Here is a 15590-nt window from a genome sequence, read left to right as displayed (position 1 = left end):
TCCGCTTCGCCCGGGGCGGCGGGTGGCGTAAGTCTTTTGCATGCCCGAGACCGCATCGAACGAGCCGCGCTGCCGCGCCCGCGACCTGGGCATCTCGCTGGGCCGCTACAAGCCGGGCCGCTGGAACGCCATCACCGACGTGGCCGGGGTGCGCGTCGGCCACTCCACCGTGACCCGCGGGGCCGGCCCGCTCCGTGTCGGCAAGGGGCCGGTCCGCACCGGCGTCACCGCCATCCTCCCCAACCCGACGAACGTGTTCGAGGACCGGGTGGTCGGCGGCGGCTTCGTGCTGAACGGCGCCGGCGAGGTCTCCGGGATGACGCAGCTCCTGGAGTGGGGGCTGGTGGAGACGCCCATCTTCCTCACCAACACGCTCTCGGTCGGCGCCGTCTCCGACGCGGCCGTGAAGTGGATGGTGGAGCGGTACCCCGGGATCGGCGACGAGCACGACGTCATCATCCCGCTCGTCGGCGAGTGCGACGACTCGTGGCTCAACGACATCGCCGGCCGGCACGTGAAGGACGAGCACGTCTACGAGGCGCTCCGGACCGCCAGCGACGGGCCGGTGCCGGAGGGGAGCGTCGGCGGCGGCACCGGCATGATCACCTGCGACTTCAAGGCGGGGATCGGGACGTCCAGCCGGAAGCTCCCCGAGACGCTGGGCGGCTACACGGTGGGCGTGCTGGTGATGTCCAACTTCGGCGTGATGCGGCAGCTCCGCATCGGCGGCCTGCCGGTGGGCGAGGTGCTCGAGGCGCGCTACCGCCCGGCCAACCGGCGCACCCGCAACTACGGGTCGATCATCGCGGTGATCGCCACCGACGCGCCGCTCATCACGCACCAGCTCAACCGCCTCGCGAAGCGCGCCGCGCTCGGCATCGGGCGCGTGGGCTCCACCGCCATGCACGGCTCCGGGGAGATCGTGCTCGCGTTCTCGACCGCGAACCAGGTGCCCCGCGAGACCAACAAGATGGTCTACCGGATGAAGATCCTGCTCGACCAGCGGCTCGACCCGCTCTACGAGGCGGTCATCGAGGCGACCGAGGAGGCCATCCTGAACGCGCTCTGCATGGCGCGGGACATGGAGGGCGTGAACGGCAACGTGAGCAAGGCGCTGCCGCTCGACGACGTGAAGGAGATGGTCACGACCTGGCAGGCGGACGCCGCGCGCCAGGCGGCCGCTCCCCCGATGCGCGGCCGTCGGCCGCCGGCGCCGGACGCCGCCGCGCGGTCGCGCACCGCGCCGCCCGCCTCGGCCGCCAAGCCGAGCGCGGTCCGCGGCGCGGAGGGCATGGCGCGGCCGGCCCGCCCGCCCGGCGCCGCGGCCGGCCCCGGCGCGACGCAGGGGAGCCCCACGCGCATCGAGCGCCAGGACGCGCGCAGCGACTCGCAGGAGGCGAAGCGCGAGGCGGCGGAGCCGCGCCGGGACGAGGCGCCCCGGAGCGCGGGGACGCGGACCAAGGACGGGGCGGGACCGCGCCCCGACGGCGGGGGGTCCGGCGAGGGGTAGCCGCGGCCCGCGGCCGGCGGCCGTGGTATACAGGGCGCCCCGCGTTTCGCGGTCCCTTTCCAGGAGGACGCATGGCGAACTCGAAGAGCAAGCACAACCGCATGAAGTCCCGCCGCCGCCAGCAGTGGAAGGCGCGCAAGAAGCGCCAGGCGGCGGCCACGAAGTCGTCGAAGAAGTAGCCCGCGTCCTCCCCGGACGCGAACGGCGGGCCGGCATCGCGCCGGGCCCGCCGTTTCGCTTTCAGGGGTGCCGCTTCGACCCGCTCACCCTGAGCGTAGGCCGCGCAGCAGGCGCGGCCGGAGTCGAAGGGTCCTGGTGAGCCAGTCGCCCGAGCGGATCGCCCTCAGAACCGGAAGGACAGCCCGAGCTCCGGCCCGGTGAAGTCCGCCGAGGGCGCCTCCGTGCCGTCGCCGAACACGTGGATGGCGCGCCAGCCCAGGGTCAGCGCCAGCGGGCCGCCGCGGAACGCCACCGCCGCGCGCGAGTCGGTCACCGCGATGGGCAGCGGCGTGACCCGCGCGTGCCCCTCGAGGCCGATGGGCCCGATGAGCCCGAGCTGCCCCGAGACGCCGACGTCCGGGCCGAACGACACGTCGCCGGCGTGCGTCTTGTCCGCGAACGCGCCGGTGCGCGGCATCGAGAGCATCGAGCCGCCCGCCTCGAGCCGGAGCTGGACGGAGGGCTCGGAGAGGAACGCCCAGGTCACGTGCGCGGTGCCCCAGCCCAGCGCGTCGCCGCTCGCGCCCGGCAGCCGGGTCAGCCCGTCGCGCTCCAGGCCGTCCACGCTGGCGTTGAAGCCGAGCGTCGGCGTCTCGATCGCGATGGCCACGCCGCCGGTGTAGCCGTCCGGCACGGCGGCCACCCGCGCGTCGAGGCGCAGGGTCACCGGCTCGGGCTGCGGGGCCGGGTAGTACGCGCCGCTGCCGTCGCCGGCCACGGTGCCCGGAGGGCCGCCGTACGGGCTCGGATAGAGCGGGTAGTAGCCGTAGCCCCAGCCCCAGCCCCACCAGAACGGCGCGGTCGCGACCACCGCCACGCCCGGCGCGACCGCGTAGCCGCCGCGGTAGCCGCCGCGGCCCGGCGCCGGGGCCGACGGGTAGGGCGCCGGCGCGCCGCGGTAATAGGGCGCGGGGGCGGTGCGGTAGGGCGCGGGCGCGCCGCGCGTGGCGTACGGGGCCGGCGCGCGCGGCCCGTAGGCGTAGCCGCCGGGCGCGTAGGCGCGCGGGGACGCCGGGGCGCCGCGGGCGTACGGCGCGGGCATGGCGCCCGGCACCGGCGCCGCCACCGGACCGCCGCCGCGGAAGCCGCCGCGCGGACCGACCGCGCCACCGCGCGGTGGGCCGCCGCGTGCCGGCGCGCGGGCGCTGCCGCGGACGGTGGACCGATCGTCGCGCGCCGCCGCGAGGGCCGGCGGCAGCGCGAGGAAGAGGGCGAGCAGGGAAGCGGTGAGCCGCATGGGACACCTCCGGAAGGACCGGGGTAGCAACGGCGGTGCCACCTCCTCCCGCGGAGGGAGCGCCCGGCGCGGAGACCGCGGGATCGCGGGCGCTTTCCGCGCGCGCGGCGCGGGCGCGGCGCGGGCCGGAGCGGCCAGGTGACGCTGCGCGAGGACAGCGGTGTGACCGCGCCGCCCATCCTCGGAGCGCCCTGCCGCGGCAGGCGACAACGGCCTTGACTGCCGCGCCGCCCTCGCGTTAATCACTGCCCCTCCCGAGCGGTCCTCGATGGCCGGGCGGGAACGCGAGTGGCAGGGAAGCTCTTCGAAGCGCTGCGGGATCGGGTCATCCTCCGATCACAGATCGGCAAGCGGAAGCTGGACCGGACCGCGACCCGACGAGCGCTGGACAAGGCCCTGCGCGACCTCGGCGAGCGCTTCGGTGCGCTGGCCCGGGCCGGGCGGGTGACGATACCCGGCGAGCTCGCGGTGGTGGTGAAGAAGGTGCAGGACCTCGAGCTCCGGCTCGAGCAGCAGGAGCGGGACCTCGCGGAGCTGGAGCGCGAGAGCCCGGCAGGCAGCACGACATAGAAGATCTTCGGGCCCGTGGCGCAGCTGGGAGCGCGTCTGAATGGCATTCAGAAGGTCACCGGTTCGATCCCGGTCGGGTCCACAATAAAAACGGGCGGTCAGGGAAACCTGGCCGCCCGTTTTCTTTTGTGGGGTAACGCCGGGGGAACGAGCCCGTGGACACCCCGTACCCTCGTCACCCGCGTAGCCGGCGTCTCGCGAGCTCAGCCTTTGCCTTGGCAACCGCGGCTCAGCGCTCGAACCAGTACGCGTGCATCCTCGACAGGAACTCCCGGTCGGTGGGGAGCCCGGACCTCGAGCCGATCACCGAGTCGATGCTGCAGCGCGGGCAGAGGGCGGTCTTGCCGACGCCGGCGGCGTCCTCGTCGATCCAGTCCTCGATCTCGGTCGGAGAGAACGTCTCGAGGCAGTAGAAGCACCCGCAGACGTCGCTCGCGAGGAGCTCAGCGCGGTGATTCCCGCACCTCCGATGAGCCGCCTCGAGGTCGGCGTCGTAGCTCATGCAGCGAGTCTAGCAGGCGGCGCGGCGCGCTGAACTCGCGCAGAGCGCACCTTCCACGGGAAGGCCTCTGTCGCTTCGCCGAGCGGGCGAGTGGCCGCCCAGCTTCCTCTTCCGGGCAAGCTACGCAGTGGGCCAGCAGCGGCGACGCTGCCGTACGTCAGCCGGGGCGAGACCGTGATCTCACTCGACCGGCGCCAGCGCGATGCTGAACACGCAGCCCCTGCCCGGAAGGTTCCGAACCTGGATCTGGCCGTCGTTCGCCATCACGGCGTCGCGGCTGATCTTGAGCCCGAGGCCGAGGCCGGGGGGGCCCGCATCCGTTCCTCCCCGGTCGAACGGTTGGAACATCGTCTCGGCACGGCCCTCGGGGAGCCCACCGCACTCGTCCTCGACCTCGATGAGGACGTGCGTCGCGTTCCGGCGCCCGGTGAGCGACACGCGACCGCCCGCGGGGGTGAACTTGATCGCGTTCTGGACGAGGTTGGCGACCGCCGAGGCAAGCAGCGGGCGATCGACGTTCACCGCCACGCCGGGCTCGACGGCAGGGACGTCGAGCGCCAGCCCTTTCGCCGTCGCGTCCAGGGCGGCGGAGACCTCCATCTCCTCGATGAACTCGGCCAGCACGACGCGCTCCGGGTCGAGGAGCGTGGCGGCCAGGCGAACCTCGGTCAGCGAGCGGTCGATGAGGTCGCGCAGACCGCGCAAGCTGCGCCCGAGCACCGCGCCGGTGCTGCCGTCGATGCCCACTCCACCGCCCTTCAGCGCCTGATAGGACAGCATCGCGGTAGACAGGAGGTTCCGCATCTCGTGCGCGAGGACGCCCAGTCGCTCGGTCTCCTGCGTCGTCGTGCGGCGGTCGCGCGCGGCGGAGAAGGCGCTCACCGCTCGGGCGGTGGCCACGTCGAGGCACAGGTTCAGCGTGTGGTACTCGTCCAGGCTGATCGGCGCCTTCAGCTCGCTGGCGTACTCCGTCACCGCCTGGCAGACGTCGCCATACCCTTCGACCACCTGGGCGACGGTCAAGCCTGCGCGGAGCAGGTCGTCCCCTTGCTGATCGGCGGCGTTCCCCATCGCCTCGTGAGCACGTCCCGGCGTCGTCGCAACGAACACGGAACGTGACGGTTGCACCTCCTCGCGCAACAGCTCGGCGAGCTGTGTGAGGAACGCAGGGACGCCCTCCGTGAGCTCGGACCGGGAAGGGAGGGGGACGCGCCTCGCGGCGACCCTCGCCCGCGCGCGCTCGATGATGGCGTCGCGGTGCTGGTTCAGGAACTCGTGGAGCACGGAGACACCCCCTGGGCGCCTTTGTAGCATCAGGTCCGCTCGAAGTCCGGACGAGCCGTCGCGCGGCCCTGGGGCCGCCCCTCCATCGACGAGCCCCTGGAACGATCGGCCGCGATCAGCATCCCGAGAAGCTCGCCGAACTCGCAGGGCTTGCGCAGGAACGCGACGTCGGACGGTGGCGACGGCCCCGCCGAGACGACCACCACCGTGATGACGTCGAGCGCACCGGTTCGGCGCAGCGACGCGAGCACCTCCCAGCCGTCCATGACCGGCATCTCGAGGTCGAGGACCAGGAAGCCGGGCACGCGCTCGGCGACGAGGTCCAGCGCGACGCGTCCGTTCTCCGCCTCGCGGACCGTGTAGCCCCGCATGGCGAGGAGCTGCGAGAGCGCACCCCTCCCAGCGGCATCGTCGTCGACCACGAGCACGTCCCGGGTCTCCATCACTCCACTTTGGTCATCCCCATCAGAGGACGCCGGACGTGGCTTCGTGCGTCCGCCCGCACGGCCGACGAGGACGGTCCCGGACGCCGAGCGAACGTGACGTCCCCCCGCCGGCGCGGTGAGGCGGGTGGGAAGGGGATGGGGTCCCGTCGTCACCGCCGGGGCCCCCGGGCGCGCCCGTTCAGCCGGTCCGCGCGGCCCCGCGCGGCGCGACCTCCCGGGCACACTCGAGCAGCGCCTCGGCGGCGCGCGAGAGCGGGGCGTCGCGGCGGTGCACGAGCAGCACGGGGCGCGGGAAGCGCATCTCCCGGACGGTCAGGCCGACCAGCTCGCCGCGCGCGAGCTCGGGCTCGGCCACGCGCGCGGGCATGAGCGCGATGCCGACCCGCTCCACCACCAGCCGCTTCACCGCGTCGAGCGTGGGCAGCTCCATCACGATGTCGAGCGGCGTCCGGTGGCGCGCGAACGCCTTCACCACCCGCTCGCGGTTCGGGGAGCGGACGTGGTGCGCCAGGAAGGCCTCGCCGCCGAGCTGCCGGATCGAGACGGTGCCGCGCCCGGCGAGCGCGTGCTCGGGCGGGACGAGCAGCACCAGGTCGTCGGTGGCGATCTGCTGCGCGACCAGCCCGGGCTGCGCGGGGCGGTAGGTGAGCACGCCCAGCTCCACGTCGCGGCCGAGCACGGCGGTGGGGATCTCGCGCGCGAGGCCGCGGTGCACCTCGACCCGCAGGCGCGGGTGGCGGCGCCGGAACGCGGCGAGGACGGGGAGCAGGTGCGTGGCGGTGTGCTCGTTCGCCGCCACCGCCACGGTGCCGCGCTGCAGGTCGCGGAGCGCCTCCAGCGCCTCGCCCGCGTCGCGCCGCAGCTTCAGCATGCGCTGCGCGTAGTCGTGCAGCACCTTGCCCTCCGCGGTGAGGCTGGCGTCGCGCGAGGAGCGGTCCACCAGCGTCGCCCCGACCTCGTCCTCCAGCCGGCGCAGGGCCTGGCTCACGGCGGGTTGCGTGCGCCGGAGGCGCTCCGCGGCGCGGGTGAAGCTGCGCTCCTCCGCGACGGCGGCGAGCAGCTCGAGCTGGGCGAGATCCATGCGGACGTCCTCCGGGGCGGCGCGCCAGCATATCAAGCAGTGTGATGCTCACATCACCACAATCACTTGGACTTATGCTCGTGCCCGCCGCTAGGGTCGGACCGTGCGTTCCACCGTACGTCCCGAGAAGGCAGCTCCGGTCCGCCATCCCCCCGCCGCCCGCGTCCGCGCCGTCCCCGCGCCGCCGCCGGCGCCCGCCGTGCCGGACGCCGGAGGCAGGGCGGCGGACGCGGGACGATGGGAGGCGGAGTTCCCGATCTTCCGGGTGCTCGACGATCGCGGCGACGCGGACCCGCGCCACGCGACGCTCTCGCCGCAGGAGGCGCTCGCGCTGCACCGGCACCTGGTGCGCGCCCGCGCGCTCGACGCGCGCATGACGGCGCTGCAGCGCCAGGGCCGCATCGGCTTCTACGTCGGCGCCGAGGGCGAGGAGGCGTGCGTGGTGGGCGCGGCCGCCGCCATGGCGCCGCAGGACTGGCTGTTCCCGTGCTACCGCGAGCACGCCGCCGCGCTGCTGCGCGGGCTCCCGCTGGACGCGTTCCTCTGCAACCTGTTCGGCAACGTGGGCGACCTCGCCCGCGGCCGGCAGATGCCGTGCCACGAGACCTGGCGCGAGGGCCACTACGCCTCGGTGAGCGCGCCACTCGGCACGCAGCTCCCGCACGCGGTCGGCGCCGCCTGGGCGGCCCGGCTGAAGGGCGACGACATGGTCGCGCTCACCTGGTTCGGGGACGGCGCCACCAGCACGCACGACTTCCACACCGCCCTCGGCTTCGCCGGCGTGCACCGGGTGCCGGTGGTGTTCCTGTGCCGCGCGAACGGCTGGGCCATCAGCACGCCGACCGCGATGCAGACCGCGGCGGAGACCATCGCGCAGAAGGGCCTCGCCTACGGGGTGCGCGGCGAGCGGGTGGACGGGAACGACCTGCTGGCGGTGCACGCGGCCGCCCGCCGGGCCCGGGCGCGGGCGGCGGCGGGGGAGGGGCCCACGCTCCTCGAGTGCGTCACCTACCGCGTCGGCCCGCACACCACGTCCGACGACCCGCGCGGCTACCGCGACGAGGCCGAGGTGGCGCCGTGGCGCGCGCGGGATCCCGTCGAGCGGCTGCGCGCGTATCTGGAGGCGACCGGGGCGCTCGCCCCGGGTGCGCATGCGGCCCTGCTGCGCGAGGCGGACGAGGAGATCCGCGCCGCGGTGGCGCGGGTCGAGGCGCTCCCGCCGCCGGCGCGCGAGAGCCTGTTCGACGACGTCTACGCCGCGCCGCTCCGGCAGCAGCGCGAGCAGCGCGACGAGTGCCTGGCCGGCCCCGCGCGCGCGGCCCGGGGCGCCTGATCCCGGCGCGCGGGCGGGGATTTCCCGGAAACCCGACCGCCGCCCGGCGAGCCGGTTGCCCGCGCGGCCGTCCGGCCGCATAAACTCCGGCGCCATGTCCACGCCGCACGGTTCGCTGCTCCTCCTCGTCCCCACCACGAGCTACCGCCTCGACGACTTCCGCGACGCCGCCCGCCGCCTGGGGGTCCCGCTGCTGGTGGGGAGCGACCGCTGCCACCAGATCGAGGACACCTTCGGCCCGGAGGCCGATCTCCTCTCCCTCGACTACCGCAAGCCGGAGCACGCGGCGGAGCAGGTGGCGGAGGCGGCCCGGACGCGCCCCATCGCCGGGATCGTCCCGGGCAGCGATCCGACCGCGGTGATCGCCGCGCTGGCCGCGGAGAAGCTGGGCCTGCCGTTCAACCCGCCCGTCGCCGCCCGCCGGGCCGCCGACAAGCACGCCATGCGCGCCACCCTCCGCGACGCGGGGGTGCCGGTGCCCGCGTTCCGGCTGCACGCGCTCGACGAGGACCCGGAGGCGGCCGCCCGCGCCGCCCCGTACCCGTGCGTGCTGAAGCCGCTCATCTTCTCGGCGTCGCGCGGCGTGATCCGCGCCGACGATCCGGCCGGCTTCGTGGCGGCCTGGCGCCGGATCCAGCGGCTCCTGCACGACACCCGCGTCGAGCGGCGCGCCCGCGAGCGCGAGGCGGCCGGCAGCGTGCTGGTGGAGGCGTTCGTCCCCGGCGCCGAGGTGGCGCTGGAAGGGCTGCTGCGCGGCGGCCGGCTCGAGGTCCTGGCGCTGTTCGACAAGCCCGACCCGCTCGACGGCCCCTACTTCGAGGAGACGATCTACGTGACGCCCTCGCGCCACCCGGCGGCCCTCCGCGCCGAGGTGGAGCGCATCACCGCGGCCGGCGCGGCGGCGCTCGGCCTGCGCGAGGGGCCGGTGCACGCGGAGCTGCGCCTGTCGCCGGACGGCCCGGTGGTGCTGGAGATCGCGGCGCGCTCCATCGGCGGCCTCTGCTCGCGCACGCTGCGCTTCGGCGCCGGGCTCACGCTGGAGGAGGTGCTGGTCGCGCACGCCATGGGCCTGCCGCTCGAGCAGCTCCGGCGCGAGGCGCGCGCCTCCGGCGTGATGATGCTGCCCATCCCGCGGCGCGGCGTCCTCCACGGGGTCCGCGGCGTGGAGCAGGCGCGGGCGGTGCCCGGGGTCGAGGACGTCGTCATCACCGTGCCCGAGGGGCGCGAGGTGGTGCCGCTCCCCGAGGGCGACAGCTACCTCGGCTTCCTGTTCGCGAAGGGGGAGACGCCGGAGGAGGTGGAGCGCACCCTCCGGGAGGCGCACGGCCGGCTCTCCTTCGACATCCGGGCCCCGCTGCCGGTCGCCTGATCCGGGACGTGCGCGGCGCGCCCCTCCGGCGCAAGGGGAGGGCATGCCCGCGGATCCGGCAGCGCACGACGTCTGGGACGTCGGGGCCGGCTACGACGCGTACATCGGCCGCTGGAGCCGGCTGGTGGCGCGGGAGGTGGTCGCGTGGCTGGGGGCGGCGCCGCACGGCCGGTGGCTCGACGCGGGCTGCGGCACCGGCGCGCTCGGCGACGCGGTCGCGGCGCTGGCGGCGCCGGAGGTGGTCGTGGGCCTCGACCGGTCGATGGGCTTCGTCGCGCACGCGCGCGCCCGCACCGGCGCCCGCCGCGCCTTCGCTGCCGCGGACGCGCAGGCGCTCCCGGTCCGCGACGGCGCGTTCGACGCGGTGGTGTCGGGCCTGGTCCTCAACTTCGTCGCCGAGCCGGCGCGCATGGTGGCGGAGCTGACCCGGGCCGCGCGGCCGGGCGCGGCGGTGGCGCTGTACGTCTGGGACTACGCCGCCGGCATGGAGTACGTCCGCCGGTTCTGGGACGCGGCGCGCGCGCTCGACCCGGCGGCCGCAGCGCTCGACGAGGCGGTGCGCTTCCCCCTCTGCGCGCCCGGGCCGCTCGCCGCCCTGCTCGAGGGCGCAGGCCTCGGGAGCGTCGAGGTGCGGGCGGTGGAGGTGCCCACGGTCTTCCGCGACTTCGCCGAGTGCTGGGCGCCGTTCCTGGCCGGCCAGGGTCCGGCGCCGGCCTACGCCGCGTCGCTCCCGGAGGATCGCCGCGCGGCGCTGCGCGAGGCGTTCCGGGCGACGCTGCCGGTGTCGGCGGACGGCACGATCGCGCTCCGCGCGCGGGCCTGGGCGGCGCGCGGCGCCCGCTGACCGTGGCTCGGGCGCGTCAGCGTCGGGGGTCTTCGGAGAGCCCGTCCACCTGACGGGCAGTTGGCTCTGCTCAACAGAACCAGCTCTCGGTGAGGCGCGGCACGCGCCGCTGGTCGGGGGCGAGCACGCGCACGTGGCGGTGCGGCAACCCGGCCGCGGCGCGCACCAGCGCGCGCACCCGCTCGATGGTCTCGAGCGGCGGCGCCTCGCGCGCGGCGCCGGCCTCCACCTCGCCGGCGATGCGCGGCTGCAGCGCGTCCATCCGCGGATCGGCGTGGCGCCAGCGCCAGGTGAGCGCGGCCGCGTCGAGCCCCTCGAACGCGATCCCGGGCGCGCCCTCCAGCAGCGAGCCGGGCGGCACGAGCAGGCGGATGGAGAGCTGCACCGGATCGAGGTTGGGGAGCATCCCCTCCGCATCGAGCACGTCCAGCAGGTCCACCAGGTCGTCCAGCGTCCCCCAGGGCGTGAACGGCATCAGCGTCGGGCGGAGCGGCACGCCGGCCGCGGCGCAGGCGCGGAACGCGGCGATCGCGTCGGCGCGGTCGTGGCCCTTGTCGAGCGCCGCCAGCACGCGATCCGACAGCGACTCGACCGCGGAGGTGACGAACACCGCGCCGAGCCGCGCCAGCTCGGCGACCGCGTCCGCGTGCGCCACCAGGTGCGAGACCTTGGCGGTGAAGTCGAACGTGAGCGCGGGGAAGCGGGCGTGCACCGCGCGCGCGACGCGGAGCGCGTGGGTGGGGCCGTTCAAGAAGTCGGGGTCGCCGAAGGTGACGTGCGCGGCGCCGAGCGCCACCTGTCGCGCCACGTCCTCGACCACCGTCTCGACCGGCACCGCCACGAAGCGGCCGCGGTACACGGGCGGGATGGGGCAGTGGCGGCAGAGGTGCTTGCACCCGCGGGTCGCCTCGGCGTAGCCGGCCACCCGGAGCGTCCCGTCGGCCGCCGCCAGGCGCGCGTAGCGCGACAGCGCCGGCAGCGCGCCACGGTTCGGGATGGGGTAGTCGAGCCGGGCCGTCGGCGCGGCGCCGCCGCCGCGCTGGACGAAGCGGGCGAGGTCCTCGCCGCGCTCGAGCGCGGCCGCCAGCGCGACGAGCTGCTCCTCGCACTCGCCGCCGAGCACGGCGCTCGCGCCGGCCTCGAGCAGCAGGCCGGCGTGGAGCGGCGCGTACAGGCCGTGGAAGGCGATCGCCGCCGAGGGGTTCAGCGCCCGCACGCGCGCCGCCGCCTCGAGCCCGAGGCGCAGGGCGGTGTGCATGGGGACGGAGATCGCGACGAGGCGCGCGGCGGCGACGCGGGCCGGGTCGAGCGCCTCGACCGCGAGGTCGAGGCAGGCGGGCGCGAAGCCGGCCCGCTCCAGGAACGCGAGCGGCAGCGCCAGCCCGTGCGGCTGGTGGCCGAGCTCGTACGTGGAGAGGAGGAGGATCTCGCCCGGACGCCGCACCGTGCGCTCCCGCGCCACCTCGCCCGCCGCGCCGGCGGGGCGGCTAGCCCTTGGACGGCGGGGGCCGGTAGTCGGGCGGGAGCTGCGCGTTCTCGCCGAAGAAGAACTGCTCGGCCTGCTGGAAGAGGATCTCGGTGGTCCGCGGGTCCGCCGGGGAGAGGCGGTACTCGTTGAGGATCATCTTGAAGTGCTCGAGCCAGAGCTTCCAGGCGTCCTGCGAGATCGAGTCGTAGATCCGCTGCCCGAGCTCGTTCGGGAAGGGCTTGTAGGCGAGGCCCGGCAGCTCACGGCCGAGCTTCTTGCACATCACCATTCGCGCCACGCCGACGTCCTTTCGAAGGTGGGGGCCGGTCGAGGGGCGGGACCGGCGGACCGCCGGAACATAAGCGATCTCCGCGGCGGACGCCACGTGGACGGGCGCGGGGGGAGGAGCGGGGTGCGGCCCGGCGGGCGCGCGACGCGGTGGGCCGCGCCGCGCGCGCGGGCCGGTGGATCAGGACAGCAGCGACGTCGGCGAGACGGACAGCGCCTTGGCCAGCGACTCGAGCGTGTCGAGGGGCGGCGTCCGCTGCCCGCGCTCGAGCATGGAGATGTACGAGACGGACAGCCCGGCCTTCGCGGCGAGGGCTTCCTGGGAGAGCTTGCGGCGGAGACGCTCGCTCTTGAGGTTGACGGCGAACTTGTCGGCGAGTGCGGCCATGGTGGCTCCCTGCGGTGTCACGGTGGGTGATTTGCGGAATCCGCAACCCGGACTGCGGGTTCCGCACACCGAGAGAAATAACACCTCTCGCGGGGCGTTTCTACCGGGAGGTTGTCCCCTGTCTCCTCGACCTGGACGGAAGGGGCACCTGATACCGCGCGAGAAGTCGCCTGAGCGCGAAGTACGAGATCCCGAGCGCACGAGCCAGGCCCTGGCTGTCCCCCTCGAAGAGGCGCGCCGAAGCGGTGAGGTAGCGCCGCGCAGCCTCCTTGAACGGGAGCACGTCCTCGCGCGCCTGAGGCGGGCGGAACCCGGGCATGGCGCGGGCGAGGTCGCCGGAGAGCTGCGACAGGCGCGCCCGGGCCTCGTCCACCTCGGCCTCGCCCTTCTCGATGAGGCGCGTGAGCCGGCGCCGGTCGAGCGCGAGCTCCAGGGCCCGCTCGAACGCGAGCGGCTCCGGCTCGTCCCGGTACTCGTGGAAGAAGTCCGCGCCGGCCATCACCGCCGCCACCGCCTCGGAGGCAGGGGCACCCGCCGTGAACGCCAGGATGGCGAGGTCGGGGCGCCGGGCGCGCAGCTCCTGGATGACCTCCAGGCCGTTGCGGCGGGGCATGACGAGGTCCACCGCGACGGCGGTCACCTGCGCGGTGGCGCGCCGGAGCGCCTCCTCACCGTTGCGGGCCACCAGGATGCGATAGAGCGGGTAGCGCCCCAGCACCTGCGCGCGCTGCCGTCCGGGGACGGACTCCAGGTGCCGCTTCACGACCTCGAGGTGGAGGTCGTCGTCGTCGGCGAGGAGGAGGACGTGATCGTGCTCCTCCGGGCGTTCCCATCGCGCACGGGCCATTGCCCGCCCCTCATACCACGGACGGGGGGTGCGCTTCACCCATCGTGCCGCACGTCGGCGGCGAGCAGGATCGCCCGGACCCGCGCGCCGCGCGCGAGCCGCGCGCGGCCGGGCGGGAGGACGGCCAGCGCGGCGTGACCGGTGGTGGACGACAGGTTGCCGCTGACCTGCGTCCGGAGCGGCTCGAGCACGAGCTCGTCCCCCGAAGGCCGCACGCGGCAGCGCAGGTAGACCGTGAGCTCGGGCGGCTTCTCCTGCGCGGCCGCGAGCCGGCCCACCGCCACCACGCGGCCGCTGCCGGGGAGCCCCGCCAGCGCGCGGAGCGCCGGGCGGACGAACAGCTCGAACGTCACCAGCGTGCTGGCCGGGTTGCCGGGGAGCCCGAACACCGCGGTCGTGCCCCACAGCCCGAACGCGAACGGCTTCCCCGGGCGCATCGCGACCCGCCAGAAGTCGAGCCGCGCCCCCGCGCGCTCGAGCGCGGCGCGCACCAGGTCGCGCTCGCCGACCGAGACGCCGCCGGAGGTGAGGAGCGCATCGGCGCCGCGGGCGGCCGCGAGCGCGGCCGAGAGGCTCCCGGCCTCGTCGCGGGCGGGGCGGAGCAGGATGGGCTCGCCCCCCGCCTCGCGCACCGCCGCGGCGAGCGCGAGGCCGTTCGAGTCCACCAGCTCGCCGGGGCCGGGGAGGCTGCCGGGCGGCACGAGCTCGTCGCCGGTGGGGAGGATCGCGACCCGCGGGCGGCGGCGCACCACCAGCTCGGCGCGGCCGATCCCGGCCGCGAGCCCCACCGCGCCCGGGTCCACCACCGTCCCGGCGGCGATCGCCACCGCGCCGGCCGCGAGGTCCGAGCCGCGCGCGCGCACGAAGCGCCCCTGCTCCGCGGCGCGGCGGAACACCGCCGCCTTTCCCGCGCGGCGCACCTCCTCCTGCATCTCCACCGCGTCGGCGCCCTCCGGCAGCGGCGCGCCGGTGAAGATCCGGCAGCAGCTCCCCGGGGGCAGCGGGGCGGCGGCGGGCCGGCCGGCGTACACCTCGAACGCGACCGGCAGGCGCGCGCCGGCGCGGCGCGCGTCGGCGGCGCGGAGCGCGTACCCGTCCATGGTGGAGGCGTCGAACGCGGGGAGGTCGCGGCCGGGGACGAGGTCCTCCGCCAGCGCCCGGCCGACCGCGTCGGCGAGCGGCACGCGCTCGCCGGGCAGCGGCGCGAGCGGGGAGAGGGCGGCCAGGATGCGCGCCCGGGCGGTCTCTGGGGTGAGCACGGACCGTTTATACACCCGGCCGGCGAGGCGCCCGCGCGGGCGGGCGGGGCGGTGGGCGCGTTCCCCCGCCTTCCGTCCCTGGCCGCGGCGCATCGCGTGTAGACTCGCGCCATGCGCTGTCCCAGCTGTGGAGACGAGACCGGGCCCGACGCGGCCTGCCGCGCGTGCGGCGCGGTGCTGCGCGCCGGCGCGGCCGGGGACGTGCTCGCCACCACCTCCGCCGCGAGCACGCTCCGCTACCAGCTCGTGGGCGGCAACGCGTTCGCGTGCGCCCGCGTCGAGCTCGCCGCCGGCCAGTCGATCCTGGCCGAGGCGGGCGCGATGGTCTCGATGAGCGGCAACGTGGACCTGCAGTCGCGGATGCAGGGCGGGGTGATGGGCGCGCTCCGCCGGATGGTCACCCGCGAGTCGGTCTTCGTCTCGACGTTCACCGCCATGGGCGGGCCGGCCGAGGTGCTGCTCGCGCCGCCGGTCCCGGGCGACGTGATCGGGCTGGAGCTGGAGGGGCGCACGCTGCTGGTGCAGTCCTCCTCCTGGCTCGCCTCGGACCCGGAGACCCGCATCGACACCGAGTTCGCCGGCTTCCGCGGCCTGTTCGCCGGCGAGGGGCTGTTCTTCATCCGCCTCTCCGGCCGCGGCACCGCGCTGCTCTCGTCCTACGGCGCCATCGTGCGCCGGCCCATCCCGGCGGGCGGGCGGTACGTGGTGGACACCGGCCACGTGGTCGCGTTCGACGCGGCCATGCCGTACCAGGTGCGCAAGGCCAGCCGCCGCGGATGGCTCCGCTCGATCGTGTCCGGCGAGGCGCTGGTGGCGGAGTTCGCCGGGCCGGGCGAGGTGTGGCTGCAGACGCGCAACCTCCAGGCCCTCGCGGGCGCGCTGTTCCCGCTGTTCCCCACGCAGCAGCACGGCGGCACGGATCTCGGCCGCCTGTTCGGAGACTAG

Annotated in this window: 17 protein-coding genes and 1 tRNA gene; 8 read left to right on the top strand and 10 right to left on the bottom strand. The window is 75.6% G+C overall.

From position 1 onward, the window contains the following. Positions 1-40: 40 nt before the first annotated feature. Both ADEH_RS12655 and ADEH_RS23280 read left to right on the top strand, forming a co-directional pair. The gene (locus ADEH_RS12655) at positions 41-1510 is read left to right on the top strand and encodes a P1 family peptidase (protein WP_011421500.1); all 1470 of its coding nucleotides are present in this window, start codon (positions 41-43) and stop codon (positions 1508-1510) included. 71 nt (positions 1511-1581) lie between these two features. Continuing rightward, positions 1582-1689 (top strand): aminopeptidase, encoded by a 108-nt coding sequence (locus ADEH_RS23280; RefSeq protein WP_198133778.1) that lies wholly within the window; start codon positions 1582-1584, stop codon positions 1687-1689. Positions 1690-1853: 164 nt separating this feature from the next. Here ADEH_RS23280 and ADEH_RS12650 read toward each other — a convergent pair whose 3' ends face one another. Continuing rightward, positions 1854-2966, bottom strand: coding sequence for a hypothetical protein (locus ADEH_RS12650; protein ID WP_011421499.1), 1113 nt, complete (start codon positions 2964-2966; stop codon positions 1854-1856). A 288-nt stretch (positions 2967-3254) separates the two neighbouring features. Between ADEH_RS12650 and ADEH_RS12645 the strand changes: the two genes are divergently transcribed. Next, positions 3255-3536 carry a hypothetical protein gene (locus ADEH_RS12645; RefSeq protein ID WP_011421498.1) on the top strand — a complete coding sequence of 94 codons (282 nt, stop codon included), beginning with the start codon at positions 3255-3257 and terminating at the stop codon, positions 3534-3536. Positions 3537-3545: 9 nt separating this feature from the next. Then, positions 3546-3618: transfer RNA gene (locus ADEH_RS12640), tRNA-Ala, on the top strand. A 147-nt stretch (positions 3619-3765) separates the two neighbouring features. Here ADEH_RS12640 and ADEH_RS12635 read toward each other — a convergent pair. From ADEH_RS12635 to ADEH_RS12620, 4 genes are all read right to left on the bottom strand, one after another. Further along, positions 3766-4038, bottom strand: a complete 273-nt coding sequence (locus ADEH_RS12635) for a hypothetical protein (RefSeq protein ID WP_011421497.1) — start codon at positions 4036-4038, stop codon at positions 3766-3768. A 180-nt stretch (positions 4039-4218) separates the two neighbouring features. After that, the gene (locus ADEH_RS12630) at positions 4219-5322 is read right to left on the bottom strand and encodes a sensor histidine kinase (protein WP_011421496.1); all 1104 of its coding nucleotides are present in this window, start codon (positions 5320-5322) and stop codon (positions 4219-4221) included. 29 nt (positions 5323-5351) lie between these two features. Then, positions 5352-5765 carry a response regulator gene (locus ADEH_RS12625; RefSeq protein ID WP_041453884.1) on the bottom strand — a complete coding sequence of 138 codons (414 nt, stop codon included), beginning with the start codon at positions 5763-5765 and terminating at the stop codon, positions 5352-5354. 181 nt (positions 5766-5946) lie between these two features. Then, positions 5947-6849, bottom strand: a complete 903-nt coding sequence (locus ADEH_RS12620; protein WP_011421494.1) for a LysR family transcriptional regulator — start codon at positions 6847-6849, stop codon at positions 5947-5949. A 103-nt stretch (positions 6850-6952) separates the two neighbouring features. Here ADEH_RS12620 and ADEH_RS12615 point away from each other — a divergent pair, with 103 nt between their 5' ends. The 3 genes from ADEH_RS12615 (at position 6953) to ADEH_RS12605 (ending at position 10395) form a co-directional block, all read left to right on the top strand. After that, positions 6953-8182, top strand: a complete 1230-nt coding sequence (locus tag ADEH_RS12615) for a thiamine pyrophosphate-dependent dehydrogenase E1 component subunit alpha (protein ID WP_011421493.1) — start codon at positions 6953-6955, stop codon at positions 8180-8182. A 94-nt stretch (positions 8183-8276) separates the two neighbouring features. Beyond that, a complete protein-coding gene (locus ADEH_RS12610; RefSeq protein WP_011421492.1) occupies positions 8277-9551 on the top strand; it encodes an ATP-grasp domain-containing protein in 1275 nt (424 codons plus the stop codon). A gap of 43 nt (positions 9552-9594) precedes the next feature. Continuing rightward, positions 9595-10395 carry a class I SAM-dependent methyltransferase gene (locus ADEH_RS12605; protein WP_011421491.1) on the top strand — a complete coding sequence of 267 codons (801 nt, stop codon included), beginning with the start codon at positions 9595-9597 and terminating at the stop codon, positions 10393-10395. A 70-nt stretch (positions 10396-10465) separates the two neighbouring features. Here the strand turns inward: ADEH_RS12605 and ADEH_RS12600 are convergent, their stop codons facing one another. The 5 genes from ADEH_RS12600 to glp form a co-directional block, all read right to left on the bottom strand. After that, positions 10466-11839 (bottom strand): CUAEP/CCAEP-tail radical SAM (seleno)protein, encoded by a 1374-nt coding sequence (locus ADEH_RS12600; protein ID WP_011421490.1) that lies wholly within the window; start codon positions 11837-11839, stop codon positions 10466-10468. Positions 11840-11882: 43 nt separating this feature from the next. Next, complete coding sequence (locus tag ADEH_RS12595; RefSeq protein ID WP_011421489.1) at positions 11883-12161, bottom strand: oxidative damage protection protein; 279 nt, start codon at positions 12159-12161, stop codon at positions 11883-11885. Positions 12162-12332: 171 nt separating this feature from the next. Further along, entirely contained in the window at positions 12333-12539 is a 207-nt protein-coding gene (locus ADEH_RS12590; RefSeq protein WP_011421488.1) for a helix-turn-helix domain-containing protein, read from the bottom strand. A 100-nt stretch (positions 12540-12639) separates the two neighbouring features. After that, positions 12640-13386, bottom strand: a complete 747-nt coding sequence (locus ADEH_RS12585; RefSeq protein ID WP_011421487.1) for a response regulator — start codon at positions 13384-13386, stop codon at positions 12640-12642. Positions 13387-13421: 35 nt separating this feature from the next. Then, positions 13422-14645: a molybdopterin molybdotransferase MoeA gene (gene glp / locus ADEH_RS12580; protein ID WP_011421486.1), complete on the bottom strand. Its 1224-nt coding sequence runs from the start codon at positions 14643-14645 to the stop codon at positions 13422-13424. 111 nt (positions 14646-14756) lie between these two features. On the opposite strand from glp, the gene ADEH_RS12575 reads away from it, so the two are divergent. After that, positions 14757-15590: a TIGR00266 family protein gene (locus ADEH_RS12575; protein WP_232287269.1), complete on the top strand. Its 834-nt coding sequence runs from the start codon at positions 14757-14759 to the stop codon at positions 15588-15590.

This window comes from Anaeromyxobacter dehalogenans 2CP-C (genome assembly GCF_000013385.1).
In the GTDB taxonomy this organism is placed as follows: Bacteria; Myxococcota; Myxococcia; order Myxococcales; family Anaeromyxobacteraceae; genus Anaeromyxobacter; species Anaeromyxobacter dehalogenans_B.
The sequence above is the reverse complement of the archived record's forward strand: the minus strand, read 5'-3'. Positions and strand labels throughout refer to the sequence as shown.